18 protein-coding genes are annotated in these 23,995 nt (G+C 42.3%); 9 read left to right on the forward strand and 9 right to left on the reverse strand.

The window, feature by feature from the left end; all coding sequences use genetic code 11:
* Positions 1 to 1,341, reverse strand: coding sequence for a homoserine dehydrogenase (locus I3254_RS03195; protein WP_238051097.1), 1,341 nt, complete (start codon positions 1,339 to 1,341; stop codon positions 1 to 3).
* 460 nt (positions 1,342 to 1,801) lie between these two features.
* A complete protein-coding gene (locus I3254_RS03200; protein ID WP_238051099.1) occupies positions 1,802 to 2,653 on the reverse strand; it encodes a DsbC family protein in 852 nt (283 codons plus the stop codon).
* A gap of 404 nt (positions 2,654 to 3,057) precedes the next feature.
* Between I3254_RS03200 and I3254_RS03205 the strand changes: the two genes are divergently transcribed.
* Positions 3,058 to 3,990 (forward strand): DUF808 domain-containing protein, encoded by a 933-nt coding sequence (locus tag I3254_RS03205; protein WP_238051101.1) that lies wholly within the window; start codon positions 3,058 to 3,060, stop codon positions 3,988 to 3,990.
* Positions 3,991 to 4,132: 142 nt separating this feature from the next.
* Here the strand turns inward: I3254_RS03205 and I3254_RS03210 are convergent, their stop codons facing one another.
* Complete coding sequence (locus I3254_RS03210) at positions 4,133 to 8,311, reverse strand: Rne/Rng family ribonuclease (RefSeq protein WP_238051103.1); 4,179 nt, start codon at positions 8,309 to 8,311, stop codon at positions 4,133 to 4,135.
* A gap of 1,197 nt (positions 8,312 to 9,508) precedes the next feature.
* On the opposite strand from I3254_RS03210, the gene I3254_RS03215 reads away from it, so the two are divergent.
* Both I3254_RS03215 and I3254_RS03220 read left to right on the forward strand, forming a co-directional pair.
* Positions 9,509 to 10,519 carry an RluA family pseudouridine synthase gene (locus tag I3254_RS03215; protein WP_238051105.1) on the forward strand — a complete coding sequence of 337 codons (1,011 nt, stop codon included), beginning with the start codon at positions 9,509 to 9,511 and terminating at the stop codon, positions 10,517 to 10,519.
* A 132-nt stretch (positions 10,520 to 10,651) separates the two neighbouring features.
* Complete coding sequence (locus I3254_RS03220; RefSeq protein ID WP_238051107.1) at positions 10,652 to 11,359, forward strand: HAD-IA family hydrolase; 708 nt, start codon at positions 10,652 to 10,654, stop codon at positions 11,357 to 11,359.
* Positions 11,360 to 11,482: 123 nt separating this feature from the next.
* Here the strand turns inward: I3254_RS03220 and yihA are convergent, their stop codons facing one another.
* Entirely contained in the window at positions 11,483 to 12,253 is a 771-nt protein-coding gene (gene yihA, locus I3254_RS03225) for a ribosome biogenesis GTP-binding protein YihA/YsxC (protein WP_238051109.1), read from the reverse strand.
* A gap of 404 nt (positions 12,254 to 12,657) precedes the next feature.
* Here yihA and I3254_RS03230 point away from each other — a divergent pair, with 404 nt between their 5' ends.
* The 4 genes from I3254_RS03230 (at position 12,658) to I3254_RS03245 (ending at position 15,848) form a co-directional block, all read left to right on the forward strand.
* On the forward strand, positions 12,658 to 12,993 hold the full coding sequence (locus I3254_RS03230; RefSeq protein WP_057758239.1) for a c-type cytochrome: 336 nt from the start codon (positions 12,658 to 12,660) through the stop codon (positions 12,991 to 12,993).
* 339 nt (positions 12,994 to 13,332) lie between these two features.
* A complete protein-coding gene (locus tag I3254_RS03235) occupies positions 13,333 to 14,001 on the forward strand; it encodes a c-type cytochrome (RefSeq protein WP_238051111.1) in 669 nt (222 codons plus the stop codon).
* Positions 14,002 to 14,355: 354 nt separating this feature from the next.
* Positions 14,356 to 15,489 (forward strand): hypothetical protein, encoded by a 1,134-nt coding sequence (locus I3254_RS03240; RefSeq protein ID WP_238051112.1) that lies wholly within the window; start codon positions 14,356 to 14,358, stop codon positions 15,487 to 15,489.
* Positions 15,477 to 15,848: an RnfH family protein gene (locus I3254_RS03245; RefSeq protein ID WP_238051113.1), complete on the forward strand. Its 372-nt coding sequence runs from the start codon at positions 15,477 to 15,479 to the stop codon at positions 15,846 to 15,848. Before I3254_RS03240 ends, I3254_RS03245 begins: the two co-directional genes overlap by 13 nt.
* A 34-nt stretch (positions 15,849 to 15,882) precedes the next feature.
* Here I3254_RS03245 and bamE read toward each other — a convergent pair whose 3' ends face one another.
* Positions 15,883 to 16,302, reverse strand: coding sequence for an outer membrane protein assembly factor BamE (gene bamE / locus I3254_RS03250; protein ID WP_057758247.1), 420 nt, complete (start codon positions 16,300 to 16,302; stop codon positions 15,883 to 15,885).
* A gap of 331 nt (positions 16,303 to 16,633) precedes the next feature.
* On the opposite strand from bamE, the gene fur reads away from it, so the two are divergent.
* On the forward strand, positions 16,634 to 17,068 hold the full coding sequence (fur, locus tag I3254_RS03255) for a ferric iron uptake transcriptional regulator (RefSeq protein WP_102090787.1): 435 nt from the start codon (positions 16,634 to 16,636) through the stop codon (positions 17,066 to 17,068).
* A gap of 131 nt (positions 17,069 to 17,199) precedes the next feature.
* On the opposite strand, the gene I3254_RS03260 is transcribed toward fur, so the two are convergent.
* Together I3254_RS03260 and I3254_RS03265 are read right to left on the reverse strand one after the other, a co-directional pair.
* A complete protein-coding gene (locus tag I3254_RS03260) occupies positions 17,200 to 18,321 on the reverse strand; it encodes a PilT/PilU family type 4a pilus ATPase (RefSeq protein ID WP_238051114.1) in 1,122 nt (373 codons plus the stop codon).
* Between the two features lie 132 nt (positions 18,322 to 18,453).
* Positions 18,454 to 19,509, reverse strand: a complete 1,056-nt coding sequence (locus tag I3254_RS03265; RefSeq protein WP_057758253.1) for a type IV pilus twitching motility protein PilT — start codon at positions 19,507 to 19,509, stop codon at positions 18,454 to 18,456.
* A gap of 354 nt (positions 19,510 to 19,863) precedes the next feature.
* Here I3254_RS03265 and I3254_RS03270 point away from each other — a divergent pair, with 354 nt between their 5' ends.
* A complete protein-coding gene (locus I3254_RS03270; RefSeq protein ID WP_269117495.1) occupies positions 19,864 to 20,580 on the forward strand; it encodes a YggS family pyridoxal phosphate-dependent enzyme in 717 nt (238 codons plus the stop codon).
* A gap of 46 nt (positions 20,581 to 20,626) precedes the next feature.
* Here I3254_RS03270 and I3254_RS03275 read toward each other — a convergent pair whose 3' ends face one another.
* Both I3254_RS03275 and I3254_RS03280 read right to left on the reverse strand, forming a co-directional pair.
* Positions 20,627 to 21,901, reverse strand: coding sequence for a hemolysin family protein (locus I3254_RS03275; protein WP_238051115.1), 1,275 nt, complete (start codon positions 21,899 to 21,901; stop codon positions 20,627 to 20,629).
* A gap of 214 nt (positions 21,902 to 22,115) precedes the next feature.
* On the reverse strand, positions 22,116 to 23,807 hold the full coding sequence (locus I3254_RS03280; RefSeq protein ID WP_102078089.1) for an NAD+ synthase: 1,692 nt from the start codon (positions 23,805 to 23,807) through the stop codon (positions 22,116 to 22,118).
* Positions 23,808 to 23,995: the final 188 nt, after the last annotated feature.

The following is a 23,995-nucleotide window of genomic DNA, read 5'->3' on the forward strand; positions in this document are numbered from 1 at the left end:
TTATGCTAGCTCATCTAATCGTATGCGTACTACTTTATCAGTAATGGTCTCTAACTTTTCAATTTTTTCTATAGCAAGATTCATCTGACTCTCAACCACAGGTAGCGTCAGAATAATCACCGGCACTTGACCTACTTTATGCGCAGGCTTTTGCAAGATTGCATCGATGTTGATACCGGCATCACTTAGGATGCGCGTGATATCTGCCAGTACGCCTGGGCTATCATAAGCATGCACACGTAAATAATAACCGGTAATCATTTGCTCAGCACGCAAGATGGGTGTGTCTGATAATTGCTCTGGGATAAACGCTAGATGCGGCACATGGTGACCGTTAGTGCTTTCATTGTTGTTATCTTTACTACCAAGAACGCGAACCAAATCCATGACATCCGCCATGACTGCAGAAGCCGTTGCTCCAGCACCAGCGCCATCACCGCAATAGAGTGTCTGACCAAGTGGATGTGAGTTAACCAGTACTGCATTTTTCACACCATTGACGTTAGCCAATAGCGCATCTTGTGGAATAAGTGTTGGATGTACGCGTAATTCAACCCCTGCATCACCATCATTTTCACTATCGCGGCGTACTGCAAACCCTAAATGCTTGATACGGTAGCCAAGCTCTTCGGCGTAGTTGACGTCTTGCAAGGTAATACCGGTGATACCTTCGCAGTAGACTTTATCAAACTGTAGCGGAATACCGAAAGCGATAGAGGCGAGTAGCGCCAATTTATGAGCGGCATCAATACCTTCAACATCAAAAGTAGGATCTGCTTCTGCGTAACCTAACTCTTGTGCTTCGCTTAATACGTCGGCAAATGGGCGACCCTTATCACGCATTTCGGTCATGATAAAGTTACCAGTACCGTTGATGATACCCGCGAGCCAGTCAATTTTGTTGGCAGCCAATGCTTCACGCATTACCTTGATAATAGGAATACCGCCTGCTACCGCTGCTTCATAAGCAACATGTACATTGTTTTCTTCAGCGAAGGCAAAAATCTCATTACCGTGTTCAGCGAGTAGAGCCTTGTTTGCCGTAACCACATGTTTGCCGTTTTTAATGGCTTGCATAATGACGTCTTTGGCTAAGGTGGTACCACCAATCACTTCGATAACAATATCGACATTATCGCTTGCGGCAATTGCCATCAGATCGCTGTTTTGCATGATATTGGCATCAATATCATCACGCTGACGACGCGTACCGACTTCGGTAATAATAATGTCGCGTCCGCTACGGCGTTTTAGCTCATTTAAATTGTCATTGATCAGATTGATCACGCCCGTTCCGACGGTGCCCAGACCAAGTATCGCTAGTTTGATGGAATTACTCACAGTATCCTCAAGAGGTTAAATATAATGAAGTCAGTATAAGCGGTGACAGTGTCAAATGAGTCTGCGACATCAAACATAACGTCTGTGCGCATTGCCTAGTACTGCCTGCCTATCTACTTCATCATAGTTGAATAAAAAAAGCTCAAATAAAAAGGGTGTTGCTCATTTTGCATCGCGCTTTATCGTATCATACCGACAAGGCATTGTGACGTCTATACAATGCTATAAAAGCTCATGTCATAAAGGCCACTGTTCTAAAGGCTAATACCATAAAAGCCAATGTCTTGAAGGTTAATGTCATAAAGCCAATATCACCAAGGCAACGTCATCAAGGTTATATCAGCTTACGATTATAAAAAAGCAGTAGCTTCAATCTTGTTTGGCATATGTATATATCATTTATGCTTGATTGCCAATATTAGTTGTTAATATGAGTAACTAATACTGGTAACTCAAATGATTAGTTAGCACCTACTGCTTGTGCCAATTCTGCTGCAGGCAAGTAGCCACCTACTTGTTGTCCTGTCTCGGTAAATACCGCAGGCGTACCACGCACACCAAGTCTTGAGCCTAGAGCCATATGTTCTTGGACAGGGTTGGCACAGCTAGGGGCCTGTACGTTGGCACCGATTTTTGCTTGATCCATTGCAGCTTTACGATCCTGACTACACCAGATCGCTTCCATTTTTGGTACAGACTCTTGACTGCGTGGCCATGCCAGATAACGAACCTCGATACCGCGTGCATTGATATCATCCATTTCTGAATGTAGTTTGCGACAGTAGCCACAGTCTGCATCGGTAAAGGCATAGATGACGGCCTTGGTTTCGCCTTTTGCTGGATAAATCACCATGTCTTTTTTATCGACGGCTTTTAGCGCTTCTTGTGCTGTCGTAGCAACTAGGGCGGCACTGATATCAACCGGAGCGGCATCACCCATAGCAATGATCTGACCTTGAATAATATGCTTGCCAGCTTTATCAGTAAAGAAAGAAGGTAGACCTTCAGCGGTCACCCAATAAATACCATCCATATCTGTCGGTACAGCCGAGACAATAGTTTCCTCGATACCAGAACTCTTTAGATTTGCCTGTAATGCCTTCACCACGGTTGCATCATTACCAGCTGAGGGGTTAGTAGTGGCTTTTGTCTGGGCAGCGTTTACAACGCTAGTATTGCTGGTTGCATCAGCGGCATTGTTTGAGCAGCCAGCAGCGATACCAACTAACAGCGCACTCATCATAAAATGAGATAGAACGGTACGAGAAAGAGGATTACGCAAGGTGGTATTTTTGATAGTGGGGAACGGCATACGGGTTTCCTATAGGCGTCGCGCCTAATCATGAGTTCGTTATAAAAACGCTATAAACTTTTCTATATAGTAATGTGTCTTGGCAGTGTTTTAAAGGTCTAACATTGAAGAAGTTCTTATAACTTATTGATAATAAAAGATAGGTAGTAATATCCTTCATATTACCATATTTACGCCAAATAATAGCGAACGGAAGGCAGCCAAGAAGTATCAACGAAGCCAACTTTAAAGAATAGCTATCAACATAAATTCAAAAAACAAGATACATTTGTGCTATTTAACATAGTTGCTTGAACTTGTAATCTATGGCTAATCGCATTGTTTCTATAAAAATCTGTATAAAGTGCATTGTATGAACCATTTGAGAACGACTTACTTTAACAAATTTGCTTTAAGGAGCACACATGGCAGGTGCCAGTTTATTAACCTTACTCGATGACATCAGTGTTTTAATGGATGATGTAAGCGTCATGACCAAAGTCGCTGCCAAAAAAACCGCGGGCTTAGTTGGTGATGATTTAGCACTCAACGCCGAGCAGGTCACAGGGGTTAAGCCAAATCGTGAGCTCCCCGTCATTTGGGCAGTTGCCAAAGGCTCTGCCGTGAACAAAGTGATTTTAGTACCAGCGGCACTATTGATTAGTTATTTTATACCGTGGTTGATTACTCCGCTATTGATGATCGGAGGGTTATACCTGAGTTATGAAGGGGCTGAGAAGGTCATTCACAAGTTTTGGCCGAAATTGTTGCCTCATGATGAAGAGCAAAATGCCCGTTTAAAAGCCAATGCAGATGAGTCGGTAGATTTGGTCGCGTTTGAAAAGGACAAAATCAAAGGTGCGATACGTACCGATTTTATATTGTCAGCTGAGATTATTGTTATCTCTTTAGGTGCAATTACAGCAGCTGGTGGCGATATCGTCCAAAAAGGCATCGTACTTTCGATAGTGGCTGCTGTCGTGACTGTCGGTATTTACGGCTTAGTTGCAGGCATCGTAAAGATTGATGATGCGGGTCTGCATTTGATTGAAAACTCACAAGCAGGTGATAGTAAGCGCAAGTTTGGCGAGTTTATGCTTGCAGCTGCGCCAAAGCTTATGAAGTTTTTATCCATAGCGGGCACAATTGCGATGTTCTTGGTGGGCGGCGGTATTATCGTTCACGGTATCGGCTTTTTGCATCACAGTGTAGAAGACATTGCCCATCTTACTGGGGTATTTGAAGGATTAACCGCGTCATTGTTAAATGGATTAGTCGGACTGATTGTTGGCGCTATTGTAGTAGCTATTGTTACTACTATTGGCAAAATGCGTGGCGGTGATTCTACCGCGCACTAAGTAGGTCATCGCATTACTAGCTGCTTACCAAGCTAAAAAAAACAGCTAAAAAAACCAAATTGAGAAAATACAGAAAGCCCCGATACTCATAAGTATCGGGGCTTTTACTTTTGTAACTATACGATTTTTATATTACAACGTTCTAGCTGTCATCACTGGTATTGTCAGCTTCCGTTTTTTCTATTTGCGTCGGCTTCTTATGCTCCGTCTTAGGCTTACGACTGCGCGCCTTTGGTACTTTTGGCGTAGTCAGATTGAACATACCGGTCTGTGGTAGCAATTGCTCAGCCACATTTTCGATCATGTTTTTATAGCTGGCTATAGTCGTCTTAGATTTAGCTGCCTGACTGTCTTCTTTGCTAGCTTCTTTAGTAGTTTCTTCTACTGCCGATTCCGTCGTCTGCTCAGTCTCTGCAGCTATGTTTTCTGCAGCATCTTCTATCTTATTGACAGTTTGCTCTGTAGAGGTTTCGATTTCTGCATCCTTAGCTTCTGACTGAGCACGCTCGACTTCTAGCAAGTGCTCACTATCAGCACTGACGTTTTCTGTCTGTGTCTGATTGGCGAGGGCAGTTGCTTCAACGTCATGCGCATCGACTTCGCTATCAGTTTGCTCAGTGATAGTTGGTTCCGCGTCACTTACTTGTTCAGCAGGTATGCTCAATACAGCGGGTTCCTGATAATCAGGGTGCTGTCCGCGTGGATCATTGCTAGCGCGCTTAGTGATAGCACGTGGTTCAACGTCTGTCTTACCTTGTGCCGCTGCGAATTGACTGACAGCTTTGGTCATCACTTCAAAGCGTGCGAGGTAGTCGGCAGCCAATGGTTGATAGCCATAGTTGCTAAAGTCAAAGCTCTGGCTAGCAGCATCAGAACTATTATTAGCATTCTGAGATTGCTCATTATGCAACGCAATGGTCGCGATAAAGCAGTTGATAATGCCTTCTTCTGCTAAGCGCGTTTGAGCTTCTGGTAGCGTGGTACGAATAAACTCACCAACCGTGCCACGTATTGCTGGCACATTAGTGGCAGCTGGCTTGTCCGCTTGAGTGGCTTGCTTAGCGAGTACTACACGTGGATCGTTACTCGCTTGACCAAATTTCTCAGCAGTCACGTAACGTGTGCCAAATAGTGCTTCATGGGTTAGCTCAAGTGCTGAGTTATTCACATTACTTGTGCTTGCACTATTACTGTCAGCCTGAGTATTCTGAGCTTCACCACTCTTACTCACATTTTCAGCAGTCTTGGTTTCCTGCTGTTTTGGAGTTTCTGTAGCTTTTTCAGCATCAGCAGTTACTGACGTTGGAACTTCCGCTTTACTTTCGGTGTTACTCGTAGAGGTCGATGGTGCCTCTACAGCTACAGGTGCTTTTTTCTCTTCAGCAGCCTGCTCATGCTTAGGAGTATCGTTTTGCACCTTAGCTTGTTCAGTAGTTGCACGCTTATCGTCATTTACCTGATTGGCATTTGCTTCCACCGTACTTTTTTCGTTATCGCTTTTCTTGTTAGCATTCGGAGCACTGGTGTTTTGGTTATCAGTGTTCTGCTCATTGCTACTATGCTTATCAGTAGGTTTTTGAGCAGCTGTTTCGTTTGAACGCTCATCTTTTGCTACGTTATTCGTCGCGCTTTGCTTCTCACTAGGCTGAGTTTTAGCCTGTGTAGATTTGCTATCATCTAAAGATAGATGAACCACTTCAGGAGCTTTTAGCTCAGTTGGCGCTTCATTGACCTGTAGCACGACCTCGTTAGGGTCTTGATTGCGACGTGTACTATGTTGATTTTTGCTACTGGCAGCATCGTTGTTTCTAGCGTTCTGCTGTTTGCTGTGCTTAACGCTGTCAGCCGTTAGTGTCTCACCGCGCTCTAGCTTACCGCGTGAGCCGCGTTGGCTATGCGATTTACGCTTAGTCCGAGTTTGCTCATCTGCTTTAGAGCTGTTTTCGTTATCAGCATCACTGCGCTCGCTTGCGTTACGATTGCTGTTCTGTTGATTGCTATCTTGGCGGTTATTACGATTGCGATCGTTCGTGCGTCTGTTATCGTTTTGACGCTTGTCTTGCTGTCTTTGGTCTTGAGTATCAGACGACTTGTCATCAGCACTGTTTGAGCCAGTACTTTCTGAGCTACTGTTTACGTTGCCAGCAGTCTCGTCAGTTGTCTCTTTTCTTTGACGCGGCTTAGAAGATCTAGACTTACGCGGCTTACGTCTTCTTCTGTCTTCATTGCTGCTGTCGTCAGTCTCGCTGTCATTGCGACGCGCCTGTTGACGATTAGCATTGTTATCTGACTGTTGGCCGTCGTTTTTCTGACTGTTGTTTTGTTGAGTTGGCTGCTCACTAGTTACAGCGGCACTATTCAATGCATTGCTATCAACTTGACCAAACGAGCCTAAGCTTTGCGCGCCAGTGTTTACTAGCGCTTCGATTGCTTGAGCGGCATCTCGGCTACTGACACTAGGTGTGGTTGTGGCTTGCGGCGCTTGAGCGAATAGATTTGATAACCACGCAACGGCTTTCGGTTGAGCAGTAGCCTCGACACTCTGTGTCTGCGGTGCTACTGGAGCGGCAACACTAGCAGTTTTATTAGCTTGCGGTGCAGGTGCAGGCGACACGTCGTTGGTATTTTTATGATTACGACGATCATTGCTATGATTTACCGTATCATTCTGCGTTTGCGTGGCTGCATTCTGCTGTGTGTTTGAGCGGCTCTGCTTATTATCTGCAGTTTTACGAGGCTGGCGAGTAGGCTGCTGTTCAGGACGTTCTTTTTCAGCAGTCTGCCAGTCAACGTTGTAGCCAAGGTCACTATGCTCTTGTTGCTGAGTATCAGTGATACGCTCATAGCTCGATGGAGCAAAGCCATCACGGTTGAAATGGAGCTTGAAGTTTGGTGATTCTAAATGCGCGTGTGGCAAAATAGTGATACGCGTGCCACTGTCTTGCTCAAGGTAAACCAAGCTATCGCGCTTTTCGTTTAATAAGAATGCAGCGATGTCTGTCGGGACTTCAGCTTGTACTTCACCTTGACGTTCTTTAAGAGCGATTTGCTCAATTTGACGCATGATAGATAGCGACAGTGAACGCAAGTCACGAATCATACCGTTGCCGTGACAACGTGGGCAAATATAGCCAGTTGACTCTTCTAGTGAAGGACGTAGACGCTGACGGCTCATTTCCATCAAACCAAACTTAGAGATATCACCAAACTGAACGCGCGCACGATCGTATTTGGTCGCGTCGATTAGACGTTTTTCTACTTCTTTTTGATGCTTATTGTCATTCATATCAATGAAATCAATGACGATCAAACCACCCATATCACGCAAACGAAGCTGACGGGCAATCTCATCGGCTGCTTCTAAGTTGGTATGGTAAGCGGTCTCAGCAACGTCTGAACCTTTGGTTGATTTGGCTGAGTTGATGTCGATAGAGACCAGTGCTTCTGTTTGGTCAATAACGATTGAACCACCTGATGGCAGACGAACTTCACGCTGATAAGCGGTTTCGATTTGCTTTTCGATATTAAAGCGCGAAAACATCGGCTCATAATCGGTATATTTGCGTAGCTTTTCGGCTTGTTTTGGCATTACCGCATCGATGAACCCAGCCGCTTCAATATAAGCGTTTTCGTTATCAATCCAAATCTCAGCGATATCATCACGCAGATAATCACGAACAGCACGAGTGACAACGCCCGCTTCTTGGTGAACCAAGCGCGGTGATGGGTATTTTTGGTTTTGTTCTTGAATAGCTTGCCAAATATTGAGCAAGTGGTTTAAATCGTGTTGCAAGTCTTCTTGAGTTTTACCAATACCAGCGGTACGAATGATAACGCTCATACCTTTTGGTAAATCAAGATTGCTCAGCATACGCTTCATATCTTCGCGCAGTTTGCCCGAGATTTGACGTGAGATACCACCGCCACGAGGGTTGTTTGGCATCAATACCAGATAGCGACCGGCTAATGACACATACGTCGATAGGGCAGCGCCTTTATTGCCGCGCTCTTCTTTTTCGACTTGTACGATTAGCTCGTCGCCTTCTTTAATCAGTTTTTTGATGTTTTCGTCACGTGGGTTGCCGCTTAGGTATTCAGCAGAGATTTCACGAATTGGTAAAAAGCCTTGGCGCTGAGAACCATATTCGACAAATACTGCTTCGAGCGATGGCTCGACACGGGTCACATGACCTTTATAGATGTTAGATTTTTTTTGCTCGCGAGTACGGTTTTCTAGGTCGAAATCGTACAGGTGGTTGCCTTTACATAAGGCGACACGAATCTCTTCGTTTTGAGTGGCGTTGATCAAAATGCGTTTCATATTTGTATCCTATGAGTACGCATGACAACGATAAGACAGTCTTTAGGACATAGTGGCAAGTGTGGCAAGTGTGGCTAATATTGTGATTAGCGTGTGTAGATGTTCATTAACGGTAGAACGTAAATCGTGGGTTTCATAAAGCACATGGGCTTTTTCAATGGCTTCTTTTTTACCTGAAGTAATGAGCGGTGCTCACGTTAATATCAGTAATATAGGGTGTAAGGCTATGGTACTTATATTTTATCATCAGTAAACTTGGTACATATATGATTGGGTCAGCGAGTCAAAGCGCTCTTATTCTCAGTACGTTCTATTGGTAGTGATTTCAGCGCACGTTGTAAGCGTGGGCGAGGGTCAGTTACAGTTCTAAAAAATACTGATATTAAAAAGGCGTGGTGCTGTTGCCATTCATCCATCAAAGTCTAACAATAATATCGCGGTCATGATTGCTACTATATAGTGGCGTCATTCGGCGGTTGTTTTTCAGGCGAAGCAATTGGTTACTCTTTGTTTATCGTTCTTTGTATAACGTCAATAATATCTTGGGTGTCTCAAGGTTAGGTGTCGCAGCTTTTGTTATCAGCGGGGCGTACTTGGCAAACAGAGTAATGGACCAGCTTGTCAGCGTGGTATCGTATTTACATTGTTATCGTCATCTGTTTGACCACCAATACTTAGGCAGCTATCGATATACTTTTCGATCCTAACGCTAAACTACCCATACTTGCTCAACTATGCTGGCATAAAGAACCATCAGATAAATAGTCATTAAATAATGATTGATTATCGAATACGGTCGTTGTCATGCAATTAGTGAGTCAGTGTTGTGTTGTAATCGGTTAATAAGCTGATTTATTATCAGCGTTATTAACGCGATGGTATTTAGTGTCACTATTTATTTTATGGTACCGAATAAGATTCAGTACAGTATTTTTAATTTGTAGGGCTATATTTGGTAAGTAATACCTCTAAATAAATAACGCGCCCTAAAATCAGATGAAACGTGTCAGGTCAGCAGGATAAATAGTGTCAACCTCTTTACTGGCAAGTAGTGGAAAACTGACAAGCAATAAAATGGTGGTCAACTATTTGTAACAACAATGATTATTGCTGTCACCTCTGCTTAATTGTCGCTCAACATGCTAAACTATAGCAAATCTTTGTGTAAATACCTAACTAAAAATGACAAACTCAAAAATGAATGACGACGCTACTACCCATGAAGCCCCTGCTATTTTTAATAGCAAAACACGCCCACAAAGCGCTGACGATGAGATTAGCAACTTCGGTAAGGTGAACTACCTCGAAGTAACGCGCCATCAACACGACCAGCGTTTGGATAACTTTTTGTTAAACCGTTTAAAAGGTTTGCCAAAATCACATATCTATAAAATGATTCGCTCAGATGAGATACGCGTCAACAATAAACGCTGCAAAGCACACGATAGAGTGCAGCGTGAAGATGTGGTACGTATCGCCCCTGTAGAGCTAGCAACGCGCGAAAAACCAATTATTAGTACCGAGTTCGCCAAAAGCTTGCTGGCGCGCGTGGTCTATGAAGATGACGGTTTGCTAGTGCTAAATAAACCTTCTGGTATCGCTGTGCATGGCGGTAGCGGCTTGGACTTTGGGGTTATCGAAGCCATGCGTGAAGTGACGGGTAAAAAATACCTAGAGCTAATCCATCGCATTGATAAAGACACATCAGGGCTACTGATGATTTCCAAGAAACGCTCAACGCTCAAAGTGTTGCAGCAGCATTTGGTAGACAAGACCATTCAAAAGCACTATCTATGTCTTGCCAAAGGACAACCTGCGCTTAATGAGCAGCGTATCAATGCACCATTGCTACGTTATACGCTTGCCAGTGGTGAGCGCCGAGTGAAGGTAGATAGCCAAGACCCACAAGCGAAAGAAAGCCAGACTGATATTATTATTCATGATCGCTTTACGATTAATAGTCAACCAGTCAGCTTAATTGAAGCTAAGCCATTGACGGGTCGCACGCATCAAATCCGCGTGCATTTAGCGCATATCGGTCATGCCATTTTAGGTGATGACAAATATAACGTTCATGATAAATCAGGCGTCCATCGTCTGTGTCTACATGCATGGCGCTTAGACATCCCAGGCTATAAGACTATTACTGCGCCATTGCCAGACGATATGGCAGATTGGCTACCAGAAACAACGAAATTGCCTAAATAGTTTTTCAAAATAAATTCTTAAGCCCAACTATTTTGTATTTTCCTAAACGTCACGATATCTTATTTTTACGAATAAGCCACCGTGACGTTTTAGTATCTGCTATTTACTACTTTTATTCGTTAAGGTAACTTCATGACCAAACCAGCTACAACTTCAGAACGCATCATAAATGCTCAACCATCAGCAGAAGATAATCTGTCTGACAAGACATTGATTATATTTGATTGGGACGGCACCCTAATGGATTCAATCGGCCTGATTGTTGATTCTATGCATGTGGCTGGGGAAACACACGGGTTTAAGACGACTGATAAAGCTGTAAAAGACATCATTGGTCTGAGTTTAATGAATGGCATTAAGATTTTATATCCGCAGGCAAACGATGCGCAGTTGCTTGAGATTCAGCAAACCTATGCAGAGTACTATATTGCTAACAGTCATAGTACGCCGCTGTTTGAGCCTATAGAGCATATGTTGCAAACTTTGCAACAGCAAAGCAAAACGCTCGCCGTAGCAACGGGTAAAAAAAGAAAAGGGCTAGATCGTGTACTAGATGCCTCCGATAGCCATGATTATTTTGCGATTACGCGTTGTGCTGATGAGTCAGGCTCAAAACCTGATCCGCAGATGTTGACCGATATCTTAGATTATACGCAGCAGCAGGTTTCTGATGCTGTGTTTATCGGTGACAGTATCTATGACATTCAAATGGCAACAGCGTTAGGCATGACCAGTATAGCGGTGAACTATGGTACGGCAACGAGTGCAGAGCTTGCTGCGAAAAACCCAACCTATCAAGTTGATACTCCACAAGCGCTAGTAGACTTGTTATGCGGGTAGAGCTACTTTTACAATTCTTATTGTTTTAATAGCACACCGATGATGATAATGAGTTAATAAACAGGCAATAAAAAAGGGTTTATCGTAATAGCGATAAACCCTTTTTATCAAAGACAACGATATTTATTTGTTTTCTTTATCAATGCTCTCTTTTTCAACGCTTTCCTTTTCAATAGCGTCTTCTAACTCAGCCCCTTCTAGTAACGCAAAAGAAGACTCAATGATTTTGTCTGCATCAAGCTGATACTCATACCAGTTGCCCATTATTCCAGCCAACTCATCGAGACCTTCTTTTCTGAGAGCCGAAAACAACTGAATGGTACAGTTTAAGCCCAGTTTTTTCAGGCGTTTACGAGTCTCAAGGAGGGCGTTTTTAGAAGCACCGTACTTCAGTTTATCTGCTTTGGTCAGCAGAATATGTACTGGTAGCTCACCATCATTTGCCCAGTGCAGCATTTGCTCATCAAAAAACTTAAGCGGATGACGAATGTCTGTCATCAGTACTAGACCTGCAAGGCTTGAACGTGATACCAAATATTCTTCTAGCTCAACCTGCCATTCTTTTTTCATCTCTAGGGGAACAGCGGCATAGCCGTAACCAGGCAAATCAACCAAACGTCTGTCAGTATCACCGATACTAAAAAAGTTAATCATCTGCGTGCGTCCAGGTGTCTTAGACGAGCGAGCCAATTGACGCTGATTGGTTAAGGCGTTGATAGCTGATGATTTGCCAGCGTTTGAACGACCTGCAAAAGCGACTTCCAATCCCATATCAGGCGGACAGAGACGAAAGGTAGGTGCTGACATCATAAACTCAGTTTGCTGAATTTTTTGACGAGATTTGGTATTGAACAAGGCATGTTCAGCGGCGACATCGTTAAACGGGGTACTCATAAATGGCTCATTAATCTTAAAAAATTGGATGCGATTATAAAATTTTAGTCAGCTGATGATTCAGGTCATCGGTGCGGTCAAGTAATTGGTCAAGAAATAGGTAAACCAAGGTAAAAGGCTGTTCTTTATCAATACAGTTATGTGCAAATCATAAAAGTAGCTATTTAATATTACTGGCTATTCTATACTATTCCGCGTCTTACTTATTGAAATAACTGCGATTAGCATCATATAAATAGTAGGATAACATTAAAGTTGGCCTGTCATTAAGACAAGTTCTCAGCTTTAACAAAGCCATATCCAAATTATCTATGTTTATATGACATATATTGTTACAATGTTTAACGAGAGACGTTTAATAGAACGATTGATGAGACACGTGAAATATCACGAGGAGGTGCTCTATGTTTTCAATCAGTAAACTTCTTAGCACGAGTTATCGCGCTATAACGGCTAGCAGTGCTGCACTATTATTAAGTGGCATTATGATTAGCAGCGCAGGTGCGGCGGATATCGCCACTACCTATAATAACTCATGTGCAGCCTGTCACGATAGTGGGGCGCTAAATGCCATTAAAAAAGGTGATAGTGCCAAATGGCAACAGCTGATTAAACAAAAAAGTATGCCGACGCTTATCAAGTCCGTCAAAGGTGGTATGCCACAGATGCCAGCAGGTGGTCTTTGCGACAAATGTAGTGATGACGATTATCGTAAACTTATCGAATATATGAGCAAATAATCGACTTATAAATATAATTTGAACATATAAAATAAAGCGCTGGGCTAATAACCTATCTGCGCTTTTTGTTTTTGCATCATATTGCATATTGTATATTGTATATTGTATATTGTGTTGCCAGAAAACTGATGGATACTATGATTAAGTAGGCAAATGATACAAAGTCTTGCTATAATAATCGAAAATAAACCCTGATGTTAGTAAGTACTTTCAGACTGCTTGTGTCCAAGACCTCAAAATATACGCCATTCTCATGATTAAAGAGGCGGCTATATCAGGTATCTTACCAGTGCAATCACTCTAAATAATGCTTACGCCGAGCTAGTAGGATTTGTATCAATGAAAAAGTTAATCGCTGCTGCCAGCTTATGCGTTGCAAGTTTCAGCGTACAAGCTGCTATTGTTGTTCCTGAATATGACGTCAATGCAGGTCAAAAAGTTGCAGAAACCGTTTGTGCCGCTTGTCATGGTCTTAATGGCGTCAGCATTGTTCCTGCACAGCCAAACCTTGGCGGCCAAAACGTAAAGTACCTATATAAACAGCTAGTCAACTTTAAAGCAGGTTATCGCAAAAACGGTATCATGCAGTCACAAGTTGCTAACCTATCTCAGCAAGACCTAGCCAACGTAGCAGGTTATTACGCCAGTCAAGCGCCTTGGGGCGTTGGCTACGGCAATCCTGCAACCAACCAAGAAGCGACTAAGCTATTCTTGGGCGGTGATAAGTCACGCGGTGTTATTGGTTGTGCCGGCTGTCATGGTCCAGATGCTGCAGGTAATACTTGGGCTGCATTTCCAAAGCTAGGCGGACAGCACGCTCAGTATATTGCTACTCAGCTAAAACTATTCCGTGCTGCTGGACGTGTTGATGATATCGATAGCGATGATCAAAAACGAGTCAATGATGCAGCCAAAGAAGGCGAGATGGGTATGATGCAAACGGTTGCATCGAAACTATCAGATCGTGACATTCGTATCTTGTCAGATTATGTAAGTGCTATTCACTAATTGAGTAGCATTGATTCAATATCTGATACATACTTTGCGTTGCATAGAAGACCATTAAGTAAAGCCACTGAGTACTGAATCGCATATTGATGATATCTGAATGACTAAACCCCGATTTCGGGGTTTTTTTATAACTGTTTGTCCCTTATATTAAGATAGTATTTAGCTGAATTCATTTACAGAAGCCAGTTGTTGCTCTGTATAATTATAAATTATCGTTATTCACTTTATACCGATTTTCAAAATACGATTAGCCTTGCCAAACATGTTCAGTCTATTATGCGTGGTACTTGCACGTGTTTTGTTTGCTAATCCAGTTTTTGTGAATGGTATTAGATCGTTTGGATTGAAATTATGATGATCCGTTATGCTTCTTATTTTATCGCGGCGCTACTACCGTTATTGCTATTTCGTTGGTTTGCACCTGCGTCAATTGGTGAGATCGACTTTTGGTTACTATGGCTATTAGCCATGGTATTGGTTGCGCTGCCAGTTGTTTACGCTGAGATAGCACTGGCCTATCGTAGCGTTGAAGGCCCTCTAGCGGGTATGCAAAAGCTCACTCGTGAAGCAGATGTCAGTCCGATATGGCGTAGCTTTGGTTGGTTAGCGGCATTAGTCTCTATTGTGATTGCAGCGTTGGTCATATCTGGTGCAAGTACAGGTATATTGTCTGCATTAACTGAGCTAAATAGTGTACCCGATGTACCGAACTTCGCAGTTGCTGCAGGTCTGATGGTCATTGCAGTACTCTTAAGCTTGCTGGGTGTTGCGCCTCTACCTATTGGTTTAGGATTGATGGTAATAGGGTTGCTGCTAGGATTCGCAAACGGTGTGCCAAATGCTGGTTTTGCCATGACTGATATCAGTTTGACGGAATGGGCTCGCGCAGTCGCGTTAGCATTAGTCAGTGTTGGTGCAGGTACAGGATTATACTGGTTCGGTCAGAACTTGGTGAGTAAGCAGACCGTCACAGCGGTAGAAGCAAACAATCAGCAAGCAAAAAACAGAGCGGCTACTCGTGAGTACCGTGCAACCAAGCTAGTGTTACCGATTTGGGTATTGCAACTGCTGATAGGAGTAGTGGCTTTATTTACTAGTGGTATGTCGCTACCGCCGATTGGACAGCTTTTATATTGGGGCGGGGTGTTATTTGTAGCCAGTTACTTGCTCCATTACAGTACTCAACAGTTAACGCATAAGTTTGGATTATTAGTTAGTTTGATAATCACTTTTGCTGTAGCGTTATTATTAGTGGTTGCGATACCAACAGCATGGTTAGTTGGCATCTTGGTCATTATTAGTAGCATTGCTGTACTATTATTATCAGTATTTGCGGGTTGGCAGATGAAGATTAGCCATCTACGCAAGTCGTTAAATTTTAGCAATGAAGCAGTTTATAACTTGTGGCGAGTGGCGATACGTTTAGTCGTACCATTAGCATTGCTGCTAGCATTGATAGGTTGGGTGATGCAGTGGTTGAGCTAACAGTCGAAGGTCGTGACAGCAGCGTGCCACAGTCTACGCAAGCCAATCTAATGACCGTATATCTGGCGTATGCTGAAGATGAGCAGCGCCAACATTATCTAGCTTTGCAGGTCAAACAAAGTACTAGTTTGCATGAAGCATTGGCGCAAGCAGGATGGCTTGAAAAATTTGCAGAACTATCAGCGTGGTGTGAGCAAGTAATAGATATCACCACGCCAACTGCGAAACGTTGGCATGTAGGGATTTATGCGCAGAAACAGCCATTAAGCTATTTGCTACAGCCTTTTGACCGTATCGAGGTATATCGCAGTTTAAGCGCTGATCCTATGTCTCAGCGCAAAAATAAATCTCGTAGCTAAACCGTTAATTATCTAAGCTAATAGGTTTTGCTAACTATGATGCTGGCAGACTCTCAATACCTTCGATGCGCGTGACCAAACCATTATCATCAAAGTAAACAACTAAATGCTGGCTAGCGTTTTTAACATCTGCGATGCCTTTACGGCTACCTTCAGTGCCTGCTTTGTAGTCATAGATATAATCCCAGCGTTTAGGCTCAAGCGTATCTCGAATCGCAGGGCTGCCAAGAGTATAAAGCACTTGGTTTTGATTCATCCCCACTTTTAGCTTTTGAGCTTGGGTTTGCGTAATCGCTGTGCCTTGTGGCAAATCAATCTTATAAACACTCAATAATGAGCAGCCAGACATAGCAACAGTAGCGCTAAGCATACTGGTGATAACGATCTTACGTAATGCGCTGGTGTGGCTTAAAGGACGGAAATTTAATGTCTTTATCATGGTAAGATGACTCATAAGAAATGAATTAGGTGTGGCCAGCGTTAGGTCGTACCAGTCTGACCGACAATCTTGGACAAATGATACGTCATTTACTTGCAATTGCCTACCACTTACGACATTATTTACCAAACACAATCTGAATGGTTAGATTAATTATATTTTAAATTCATAGGCTTGCATCTCGATATTTAGAAAATAATAAGAGAGATGTCTGTGTAATTTTCATCAGTTTATTATTAATCATTTACTTTATATTAAATAAAAATAATCTTTGTTGATTATTTATCTCATATTTTCTATTTTCTATTTTCTATTTGTTAAGACTGTCACAGTCAAAAGGGATATTATGGCTTCTTTTACCAATCAAGATTTACGTAGAGCAGGACTCAAGATCACGTTACCTCGTATCAAAATTTTAGAGCTATTAGAAAGCGCAGAGCTGCATCACATGAGTGCAGAAGAAGTGTACAAGGCGCTTATTGAGCAAGGTGAAGACGTAGGTCTTGCCACTGTCTATCGTGTACTAACACAGTTTGAGCAAGCAGGTATTGTTGAGCGTCATAACTTTGAAAACAATCTATCTGTATTTGAGATCACCCAAGAAGAGCATCACGATCACCTAGTTTGTGATGTGTGTGGCAAGATTATAGAGTTTCATAATGAAGTCATCGAAGAAGAACAGTTGAAAGTAGCAGAAAAACATGGCTTTAAACTGTCTGGGCATTCTCTCGTGCTATATGGTATCTGCGCGGATCAAGCCTGTAGAGACAGCGCAAAGTAATTATCTAGCGTATAAGTAGAAACGCTTATTTCTGCTAGTACTTACTACGATATTGAACAGTAAAGAAACCCTCGTCATTTATAACGAGGGTTTCTTTTCATATGTCTATTATGCGTAGAAAGCACAATAATTTAGCTTACATCTAATGATAAACTATCAGCACCTTCATCTAAATTAGCCTTGCCGTTTTTGCTGCTGAGCTTAATTTTTAGGCGTAGATCATTAGGAGAGTCAGCATGTAGAATCGCTTCTTTATACGTTATTTCTCCTTGTTCGTACAAATCAAAAAGTGCCTGATCAAAGGTTTGCATGCCACTGTCTCGTGAGCGTGTCATCACATCTTTGATTTCATGGACTTCCCCTTTACGGATATAGTCACTGATCAGCTGCGAATTTAGCAAAATCTCAATAGCAGCGCGTCGCCCTTTACCATCAGGTGTTGGGATAAGTTGCTGCGCGATAATAGCTTGCAGGTTTAACGACAAATCCATAAACAACTGATTATGGCGATTGGTTTCAAAGAAGTGAATGATACGATCAATTGCTTGGTTAGCGTTGTTTGCGTGCAGCGTTGCAAACACTAGATGGCCAGTTTCTGCGTACTGAATAGCATAGCTCATGACTTCACGGTTACGAATCTCACCGATTAAGATGACATCGGGTGCTTGGCGTAGCGTGTTTTTTAGGCCTGCTTCAAATGAATGAGTATCGATACCAACTTCACGTTGGGTAATAATACAGCCGCGATGTTTATGAACAAACTCAATAGGGTCTTCTATCGTAATGATATGACCATGAGAGTTTTGATTGCGATGTCCTATCATTGCTGCAAGGGTAGTAGATTTACCTGTACCTGTTGCGCCAACTAATAGAATAATACCGCGTTTTTTCATGGCCAATTCTTTTAGCGCTGGCGGTAAACGTAACTCTTCGACCGTTGGAATGTTGTTTTCAATTTTCCGTAAAATCATTCCTGCCATATCACGCTGTATAAATGCACTGACTCGAAAGCGTGCTTGCTGCGCTTCATCAGAGATGGCAAATTGACACTCGTTTGTTTCTTCAAACTCTTTTTGCTGGCTTGGCGTCATTACACCTTTGACCAATCTCATGGTTTGCTCAGCACTCAAAGGTGTTCTACCGACAGGTAAAATTTTTCCATTCACTTTTATGGAAGGTGCTACGTCAGCAGTAATAAAAAGGTCAGAGCCATTTTTGCTGATCATTAATTGTAATAGTTTATCAATGTCCATATCGCACCTGTAACAGATGTAAGTCAGTTAAAATCATATTTTAAATACGTGAGTAAAAAGTAAGAGAGTAATTACAGAGACCATAAGTTGTTTATTATTTTTAGTGGTATCTGTTAGTACTATCTATCAATACTATAAAAATGCCTCGGGTTGCTTGGCATAAGGACGTGCAACATCTTTACTAATGGTTCCCTTACTTACCAAGTTCTTTAACGTCTGATCAAGGGTGATCATGCCATCGCCTGCACCTGTTTGGATGGCAGAGTACATTTGAGCGATTTTGTTCTCACGTATCAAGTTACGGATAGCAGGGGTACCTATCATGATTTCATGGGCGGCTATACGTCCACCTGCTTGACGACGTAGCAATGTCTGTGAAATAACAGCTTGCAATGATTCTGACAGCATCGCGCGGATCATGTCTTTTTCAGCAGCAGGGAATACATCAATAACACGGTCAATTGTCTTAGCCGCTGAGCTGGTATGCAAGGTACCGAACACTAAGTGACCGGTCTCTGCCGCTGTAAGTGCTAAGCGGATGGTCTCAAGGTCACGCAGCTCACCGACCAAAATAACATCAGGATCCTCACGTAGGGCAGAGCGTAATGCTGGCTCAAAACCCAAAGTATCACGGTGTACTTCACGCTGGTTGATCAAGCTTTTCTTAGATTGATGCACAAATTCAATCGGGTCTTCGATAGTTAAAATATGCTCTTTTCGGCTTTCGTTAATATAGTCAATCATCGCCGCAAGTGTTGTTGACTTACCTGAGCCTGTTGGGCCCGTGACCAATACCACACCACGCTTAAAGTCTGAAACGCGTCTAAAGACATCGCCCATACCTAAGTCTTCCATCGTTAATACTTTAGAAGGAATGGTACGAAATACAGCGCCTGCACCGCGATTTTGATTAAAAGCGTTGACACGGAAGCGTGCTAGATTAGGAATTTCAAAAGAAAAATCCGTTTCAAAAAACTCTTCAAAATCGGCACGTTGCTTATCATTCATGATGTCATAAATAAGCTGATGCACGACCTGATGGGTCATCTCTGGCATATTGATACGGGTCATTTCACCATCAACACGTATCATTGCCGGCATACCCGCTGAAATATGTAAATCTGACGCCTTATGCTTAACGGTAAAGCGCAGCAAGTCTTCGATATTAAGATTATTTTTTTCAGCCATAATTTGATATTCCTATCACTTAGTCTAGGTAAGACAAAACACTATAAAAGTACGTGGTAAACTATTCATCGATAGCCTTAGTATAATAAGAAATGGCAAGAAGCTCACTAGTACAGGTCTTTACCATCACTAGCATATTCAGCAGCATATGTTAAAGCATGTAACAATATCATAACAAGACTGTGAGTATTTAACCATCTACTAAATTAAGAAAAACCAGAACTGTATCGTTTTAAAATAATTCTTATAGAAGTTATTTCTGATTTACTTTAAAAATCGGATAGTTATGTTTTTTTTATAATAAAAATTGCAGAAAAAAACTTTAAAAAATTAATCAAGCAATAAGGACAAAGCATGAAGGAAATGAATGGCAATATTGATGAAGTGACACTTATCGATAACTGGCAACAAGTTAGTAAGCAGATGAAGCAAGCGTGTGATCATGCTGACAGACAGGCTGATAATGTTATGCTGCTGGCTGTTTCGAAAACGAAACCTGCCGATATGATTGCAATTTTAGCGAAGCAGGGACAGCGTGATTTTGGTGAAAACTATCTACAAGAAGCCATCGAAAAAATTACTGAACTTAAAACTCAACCTGTAGGCAAGAGCATCGTTTGGCATTATATCGGTAGTATTCAACGTAATAAAACACGTGACATTGCAGAGCACTTTGATTGGGTGCAAACGGTTGAGCGCGATATCATCGCCAAACGATTGAATGACCAGCGACCAGCTGACCTGCCACCATTGAATGTGCTGATCCAATTAAATATCGATAACGAAGATAGCAAATCCGGATGTTTGCCAGCCCAGTTGCCAGAGCTGATAACAGCGATCAAAGGGTATGAGCGTTTGCAGCTACGTGGTCTGATGATTATTCCTGCTAAAGCAAATACGGATGCTTTTGCTCGAACTAAGCAGTTGTTTGAAGAGATTAAAGCTGACTATCCAGAGTTAAGTGGTTGGGATACGCTTAGTATGGGTATGAGTAGTGATATGGCAGAAGCGATAGAAAAAGGTACAACGATGGTACGTGTCGGTACTGCTATCTTTGGTCAACGTGCTTGAAACAATGTGAATAGGCTAATTAAGCATTCTTTAACTAGCTAGTAAATTAAATGACATCTTCTAATTTGGTGACTAGCATCTGTGTGATTTTAAGATTATCAGTTGCGATAATCTCAAATCGATAATTGGCATACTCAATCGTGTCAGTCTTTTTAGGGATTTTTCGAAGCATATACATCATAAATCCACTGATAGTCTCGTAATTTTGACTTCGTGGTAAGTCGACGATATCTAATGCACGAATCACATCTTCGATAGGGGTCATGCCATCGATTAACCACGAGTTGTCAGTGCGCTGGACAATAGGTTGTTCTTCTAGCGTTACCAACTCACCCATCACAATACTCATCACGTCCTTTAAGGTGATAACACCAACGACTAGGGCATATTCATTCACGATGACTGCAAAATCAGCGCCAGTAGATTTAAACATCTCTAATACTTCAAACAAAGACAACGTATCAGGCACGAAAAGTGCTGGTTTTAATAGAGTTTTGTTTGTCAGGCCAACTTCTTGTTGGTTCAAAACCAAAGCTAAAAAGCTACGAGATTCCACATAGCCAATGATATGCTCTAAATCGTCATCATTGCAGACCAAAAACTTATTATGTGGCTGCTCAATCATGATATTCACGACTTCTTCGGTACTTGTCTTGGTATCAAAGTAAACGATATTTTCTCGAGGATTCATCACTGAGGTGACGGTACGCTCCTGCATATCAAAGATATTTTCAATCAAGTGATGCTCTTGCTTCTTTAGTACACCCGCTTCGGCACCAGCATCCATCACTGCATAAATATCTTCTGGTGTCATATCATCTTGACGTATGGTTGAAATACCAAAAAGCTTAAACAGGATATTTGCAGCCCCATCGAACACCCATATAATGGGCTTTAGTATAAATATTAACAACATCATCGGGCGTACGAGCCGTACCGCTATCGTCTCTGCATTTGACATGGCCAAACGTCTGGGCATTAGGTCGGCAAGTAGTGAAAACAAACTCGTGATAAGTACAAACGATATAACTGATGCTATCGTTTCACTATTCAATAAGTGCTCGAGATAAGGGCTGATGGCTGATTCACCCACGGCACCAGCTGAAATAGCGACCGCATTTAGCACTATTTGTACGACGGTGATAAAACTACCAGGGTGCTCTTGCATATTAAGGACATCAAGCGCGCGAACATCGCCTTCTTTTGCCATAATTTGGAGCTTGATTTTGCGTCCTGCGGCGATGGCAATCTCAGCAGCAGAGACAAAGGTGCTTAAGGCAAGCAGTAAAAGAAGAAAAACACTAGCGGTTAGCAAACTCATGACGTACTCGAAAAAGAAATAAAGATAATTGAGGCAAAATAGTTGGTGAAACTGTGTGGAAAAGAATCGGGTTAGATGTAAAAATTTTTGGTGGATAAAAACCAAAAAAGCTGGGCAAGCACCCAGCTAATAGTAAAAAATTCGATATCTTGTAAAACTGGTTAACTAGTACCTCTCGACTTATAGATAGTGAAAGTTGAAAGGTGTGTAGTAATTAACCTTTGATTGACCACTTATTGACTAATGGATAACGGCGCTCACGTCCAAAAGCTTTGTGGCTAATCTTAGTACCGATAGGAGATTGCAAGCGTTTGTATTCGCTGTTGTCTACCATCTTGATGACTTTGGCGACCATCTCAGCATCAAAGCCTTTATCAATAATCTCTTGATAGCCCATATCTTCATCGATATATGACGTCAAGATACCATCTAACACATCGTAGTCTGGCAAGCTGTCTTGATCTTTTTGATCTGGACGTAGTTCAGCCGATGGCGGACGAGTAATAACGCGCTCAGGAATAACCGGCGTATCTTCTAAACGGTTACGATAGCTCGCCAATTTATAGACTTGAGACTTATATACGTCTTTTAGTACGTCAAAGCCGCCAGCCATGTCGCCATATAGCGTTGAGTAACCAACAGCCAATTCTGACTTGTTACCAGTCGTGATAACTAAATGACCGAATTTATTGGACAATGCCATCAAAATCACACCGCGAGCGCGCGCTTGGATGTTTTCTTCTGTCGTATCCGCTGGCGACTTATTGAATAACGGCGCTAGCGTATGACGGATGCCTTCGACAGCGTCAAAAATAGGGCAGACGGTGTAAGAAACATTTAAGCGGCGCGCCTGTGCTTGAGCATCTTCTAGACTGATTTGAGAGGTATACTCGTATGGCATCATGACCGCATATACCTTATCAGCGCCTAGAGCGTCAACAGCAATACAAAGCGTCAATGCCGAGTCAATACCACCTGACAACCCGACAATAATGCCAGAGAACCCTGAATGGTTAACATAGTCGCGTAGACCGACGACTAACGCTTGATACATTTCAGATTCACGGCTCAAGGTTAGAGGCGCTTTGGTCTGCTCGTTGAATTTAGCAGTTTTGACGTCTAACGTAGCCAGTAGCAACTGGTTCATAAAGCGCGGCGCTTCATGAGCAATGCTACCGTCAGCTTGTACAGCCATAGAGCCACCATCAAACACTAGATCGTCTTGCCCGCCCACTGCGTTGACATAGACGATAGGTAGTTTGTTTTCACGGCTACGCTTGGCAAGCATGGTTTTGCGATTGTCTTGCTTTTCAATCTCAAAAGGTGAGGCATTTAAGCTTACGATTAGATCAGCACCTTGCTTTTTAAGCTCAGAGATAGGCCCTTTTTCCCACAAATCTTCACAGATAAGCAGACCAATAGTAATGCCTTTATAGTCAAATAAAACTTGATTACGACCTTTATCGAAGTAGCGACGCTCATCAAACACGCCATAATTTGGCAAAATTTGCTTATGATAAAAGCCTTTTTGATGACCATTATGCAGGATGGCAGCAGAGTTAAAAGTACCGTGATGGTCGACATGCGGATAGCCGACGATCATGACGATATCATCAATATCACTCAAAGTAGATAAAGCGCTTTTCACACGGCCTGATAAGCTTGGGCGTAGCAATAAATCTTGTGGAGGGTAGCCTAGTAGCGCTAACTCTGGGAATACGATTACGTCAGCACCCTGTTCGCGTGCTTGTAATGCTAGGGTACGCATTTTTTCGACGTTGGTTGAGATATCGCCGACCAAAAAATGTGATTGAGCTAAGGCAAAAGTGACAGTATCTTGTGGTTTATTGGTCTTACTGGCTTCGTTTGAGGTGTTAGAGTTGGGGTTATCAGTGTCTTTTGACATTGTTATTGTTCCTATCGATATATTATTAAAATTTGGTGTGTCTGCATTGATTTCAAATAAAATCAAAGTAAATCCGAAATTAACTCAAAACTGCGCTCTGGCATACCAAGCTCAAATATTGAGCTGATATGCTGAGTCTAAATCTTATATAAGCCTTTATAAAAGACTTATGATTTTGCTCAAGTAAC

The organism is Psychrobacter sp. Ps2 (assembly GCF_022129405.1).
Classification (GTDB): Bacteria; Pseudomonadota; Gammaproteobacteria; order Pseudomonadales; family Moraxellaceae; genus Psychrobacter.

Bases quoted from the DNA above. Each gene is read 5' to 3' on its own strand.
- I3254_RS03260 (WP_238051114.1), bottom strand. From the start codon at position 18,321: ATGGACATTGATAAACTATTACAATTAATGATCAGCAAAAATGGCTCT.
- I3254_RS03275 (WP_238051115.1), bottom strand. From the start codon at position 21,901: ATGAGTTTGCTAACCGCTAGTGTTTTTCTTCTTTTACTGCTTGCCTTA.
- I3254_RS03240 (WP_238051112.1), top strand. From the start codon at position 14,356: ATGATGATCCGTTATGCTTCTTATTTTATCGCGGCGCTACTACCGTTA.
- I3254_RS03265 (WP_057758253.1), bottom strand. From the start codon at position 19,509: ATGGCTGAAAAAAATAATCTTAATATCGAAGACTTGCTGCGCTTTACC.
- yihA (WP_238051109.1), bottom strand. From the start codon at position 12,253: ATGAGTACCCCGTTTAACGATGTCGCCGCTGAACATGCCTTGTTCAAT.
- I3254_RS03230 (WP_057758239.1), top strand. From the start codon at position 12,658: ATGTTTTCAATCAGTAAACTTCTTAGCACGAGTTATCGCGCTATAACG.
- I3254_RS03235 (WP_238051111.1), top strand. From the start codon at position 13,333: ATGAAAAAGTTAATCGCTGCTGCCAGCTTATGCGTTGCAAGTTTCAGC.
- I3254_RS03205 (WP_238051101.1), top strand. From the start codon at position 3,058: ATGGCAGGTGCCAGTTTATTAACCTTACTCGATGACATCAGTGTTTTA.
- I3254_RS03210 (WP_238051103.1), bottom strand. From the start codon at position 8,311: ATGAAACGCATTTTGATCAACGCCACTCAAAACGAAGAGATTCGTGTC.
- bamE (WP_057758247.1), bottom strand. From the start codon at position 16,302: ATGAGTCATCTTACCATGATAAAGACATTAAATTTCCGTCCTTTAAGC.
- I3254_RS03200 (WP_238051099.1), bottom strand. From the start codon at position 2,653: ATGCCGTTCCCCACTATCAAAAATACCACCTTGCGTAATCCTCTTTCT.
- I3254_RS03270 (WP_269117495.1), top strand. From the start codon at position 19,864: ATGAAGGAAATGAATGGCAATATTGATGAAGTGACACTTATCGATAAC.
- I3254_RS03220 (WP_238051107.1), top strand. From the start codon at position 10,652: ATGACCAAACCAGCTACAACTTCAGAACGCATCATAAATGCTCAACCA.
- fur (WP_102090787.1), top strand. From the start codon at position 16,634: ATGGCTTCTTTTACCAATCAAGATTTACGTAGAGCAGGACTCAAGATC.
- I3254_RS03215 (WP_238051105.1), top strand. From the start codon at position 9,509: ATGAATGACGACGCTACTACCCATGAAGCCCCTGCTATTTTTAATAGC.
- I3254_RS03280 (WP_102078089.1), bottom strand. From the start codon at position 23,807: ATGTCAAAAGACACTGATAACCCCAACTCTAACACCTCAAACGAAGCC.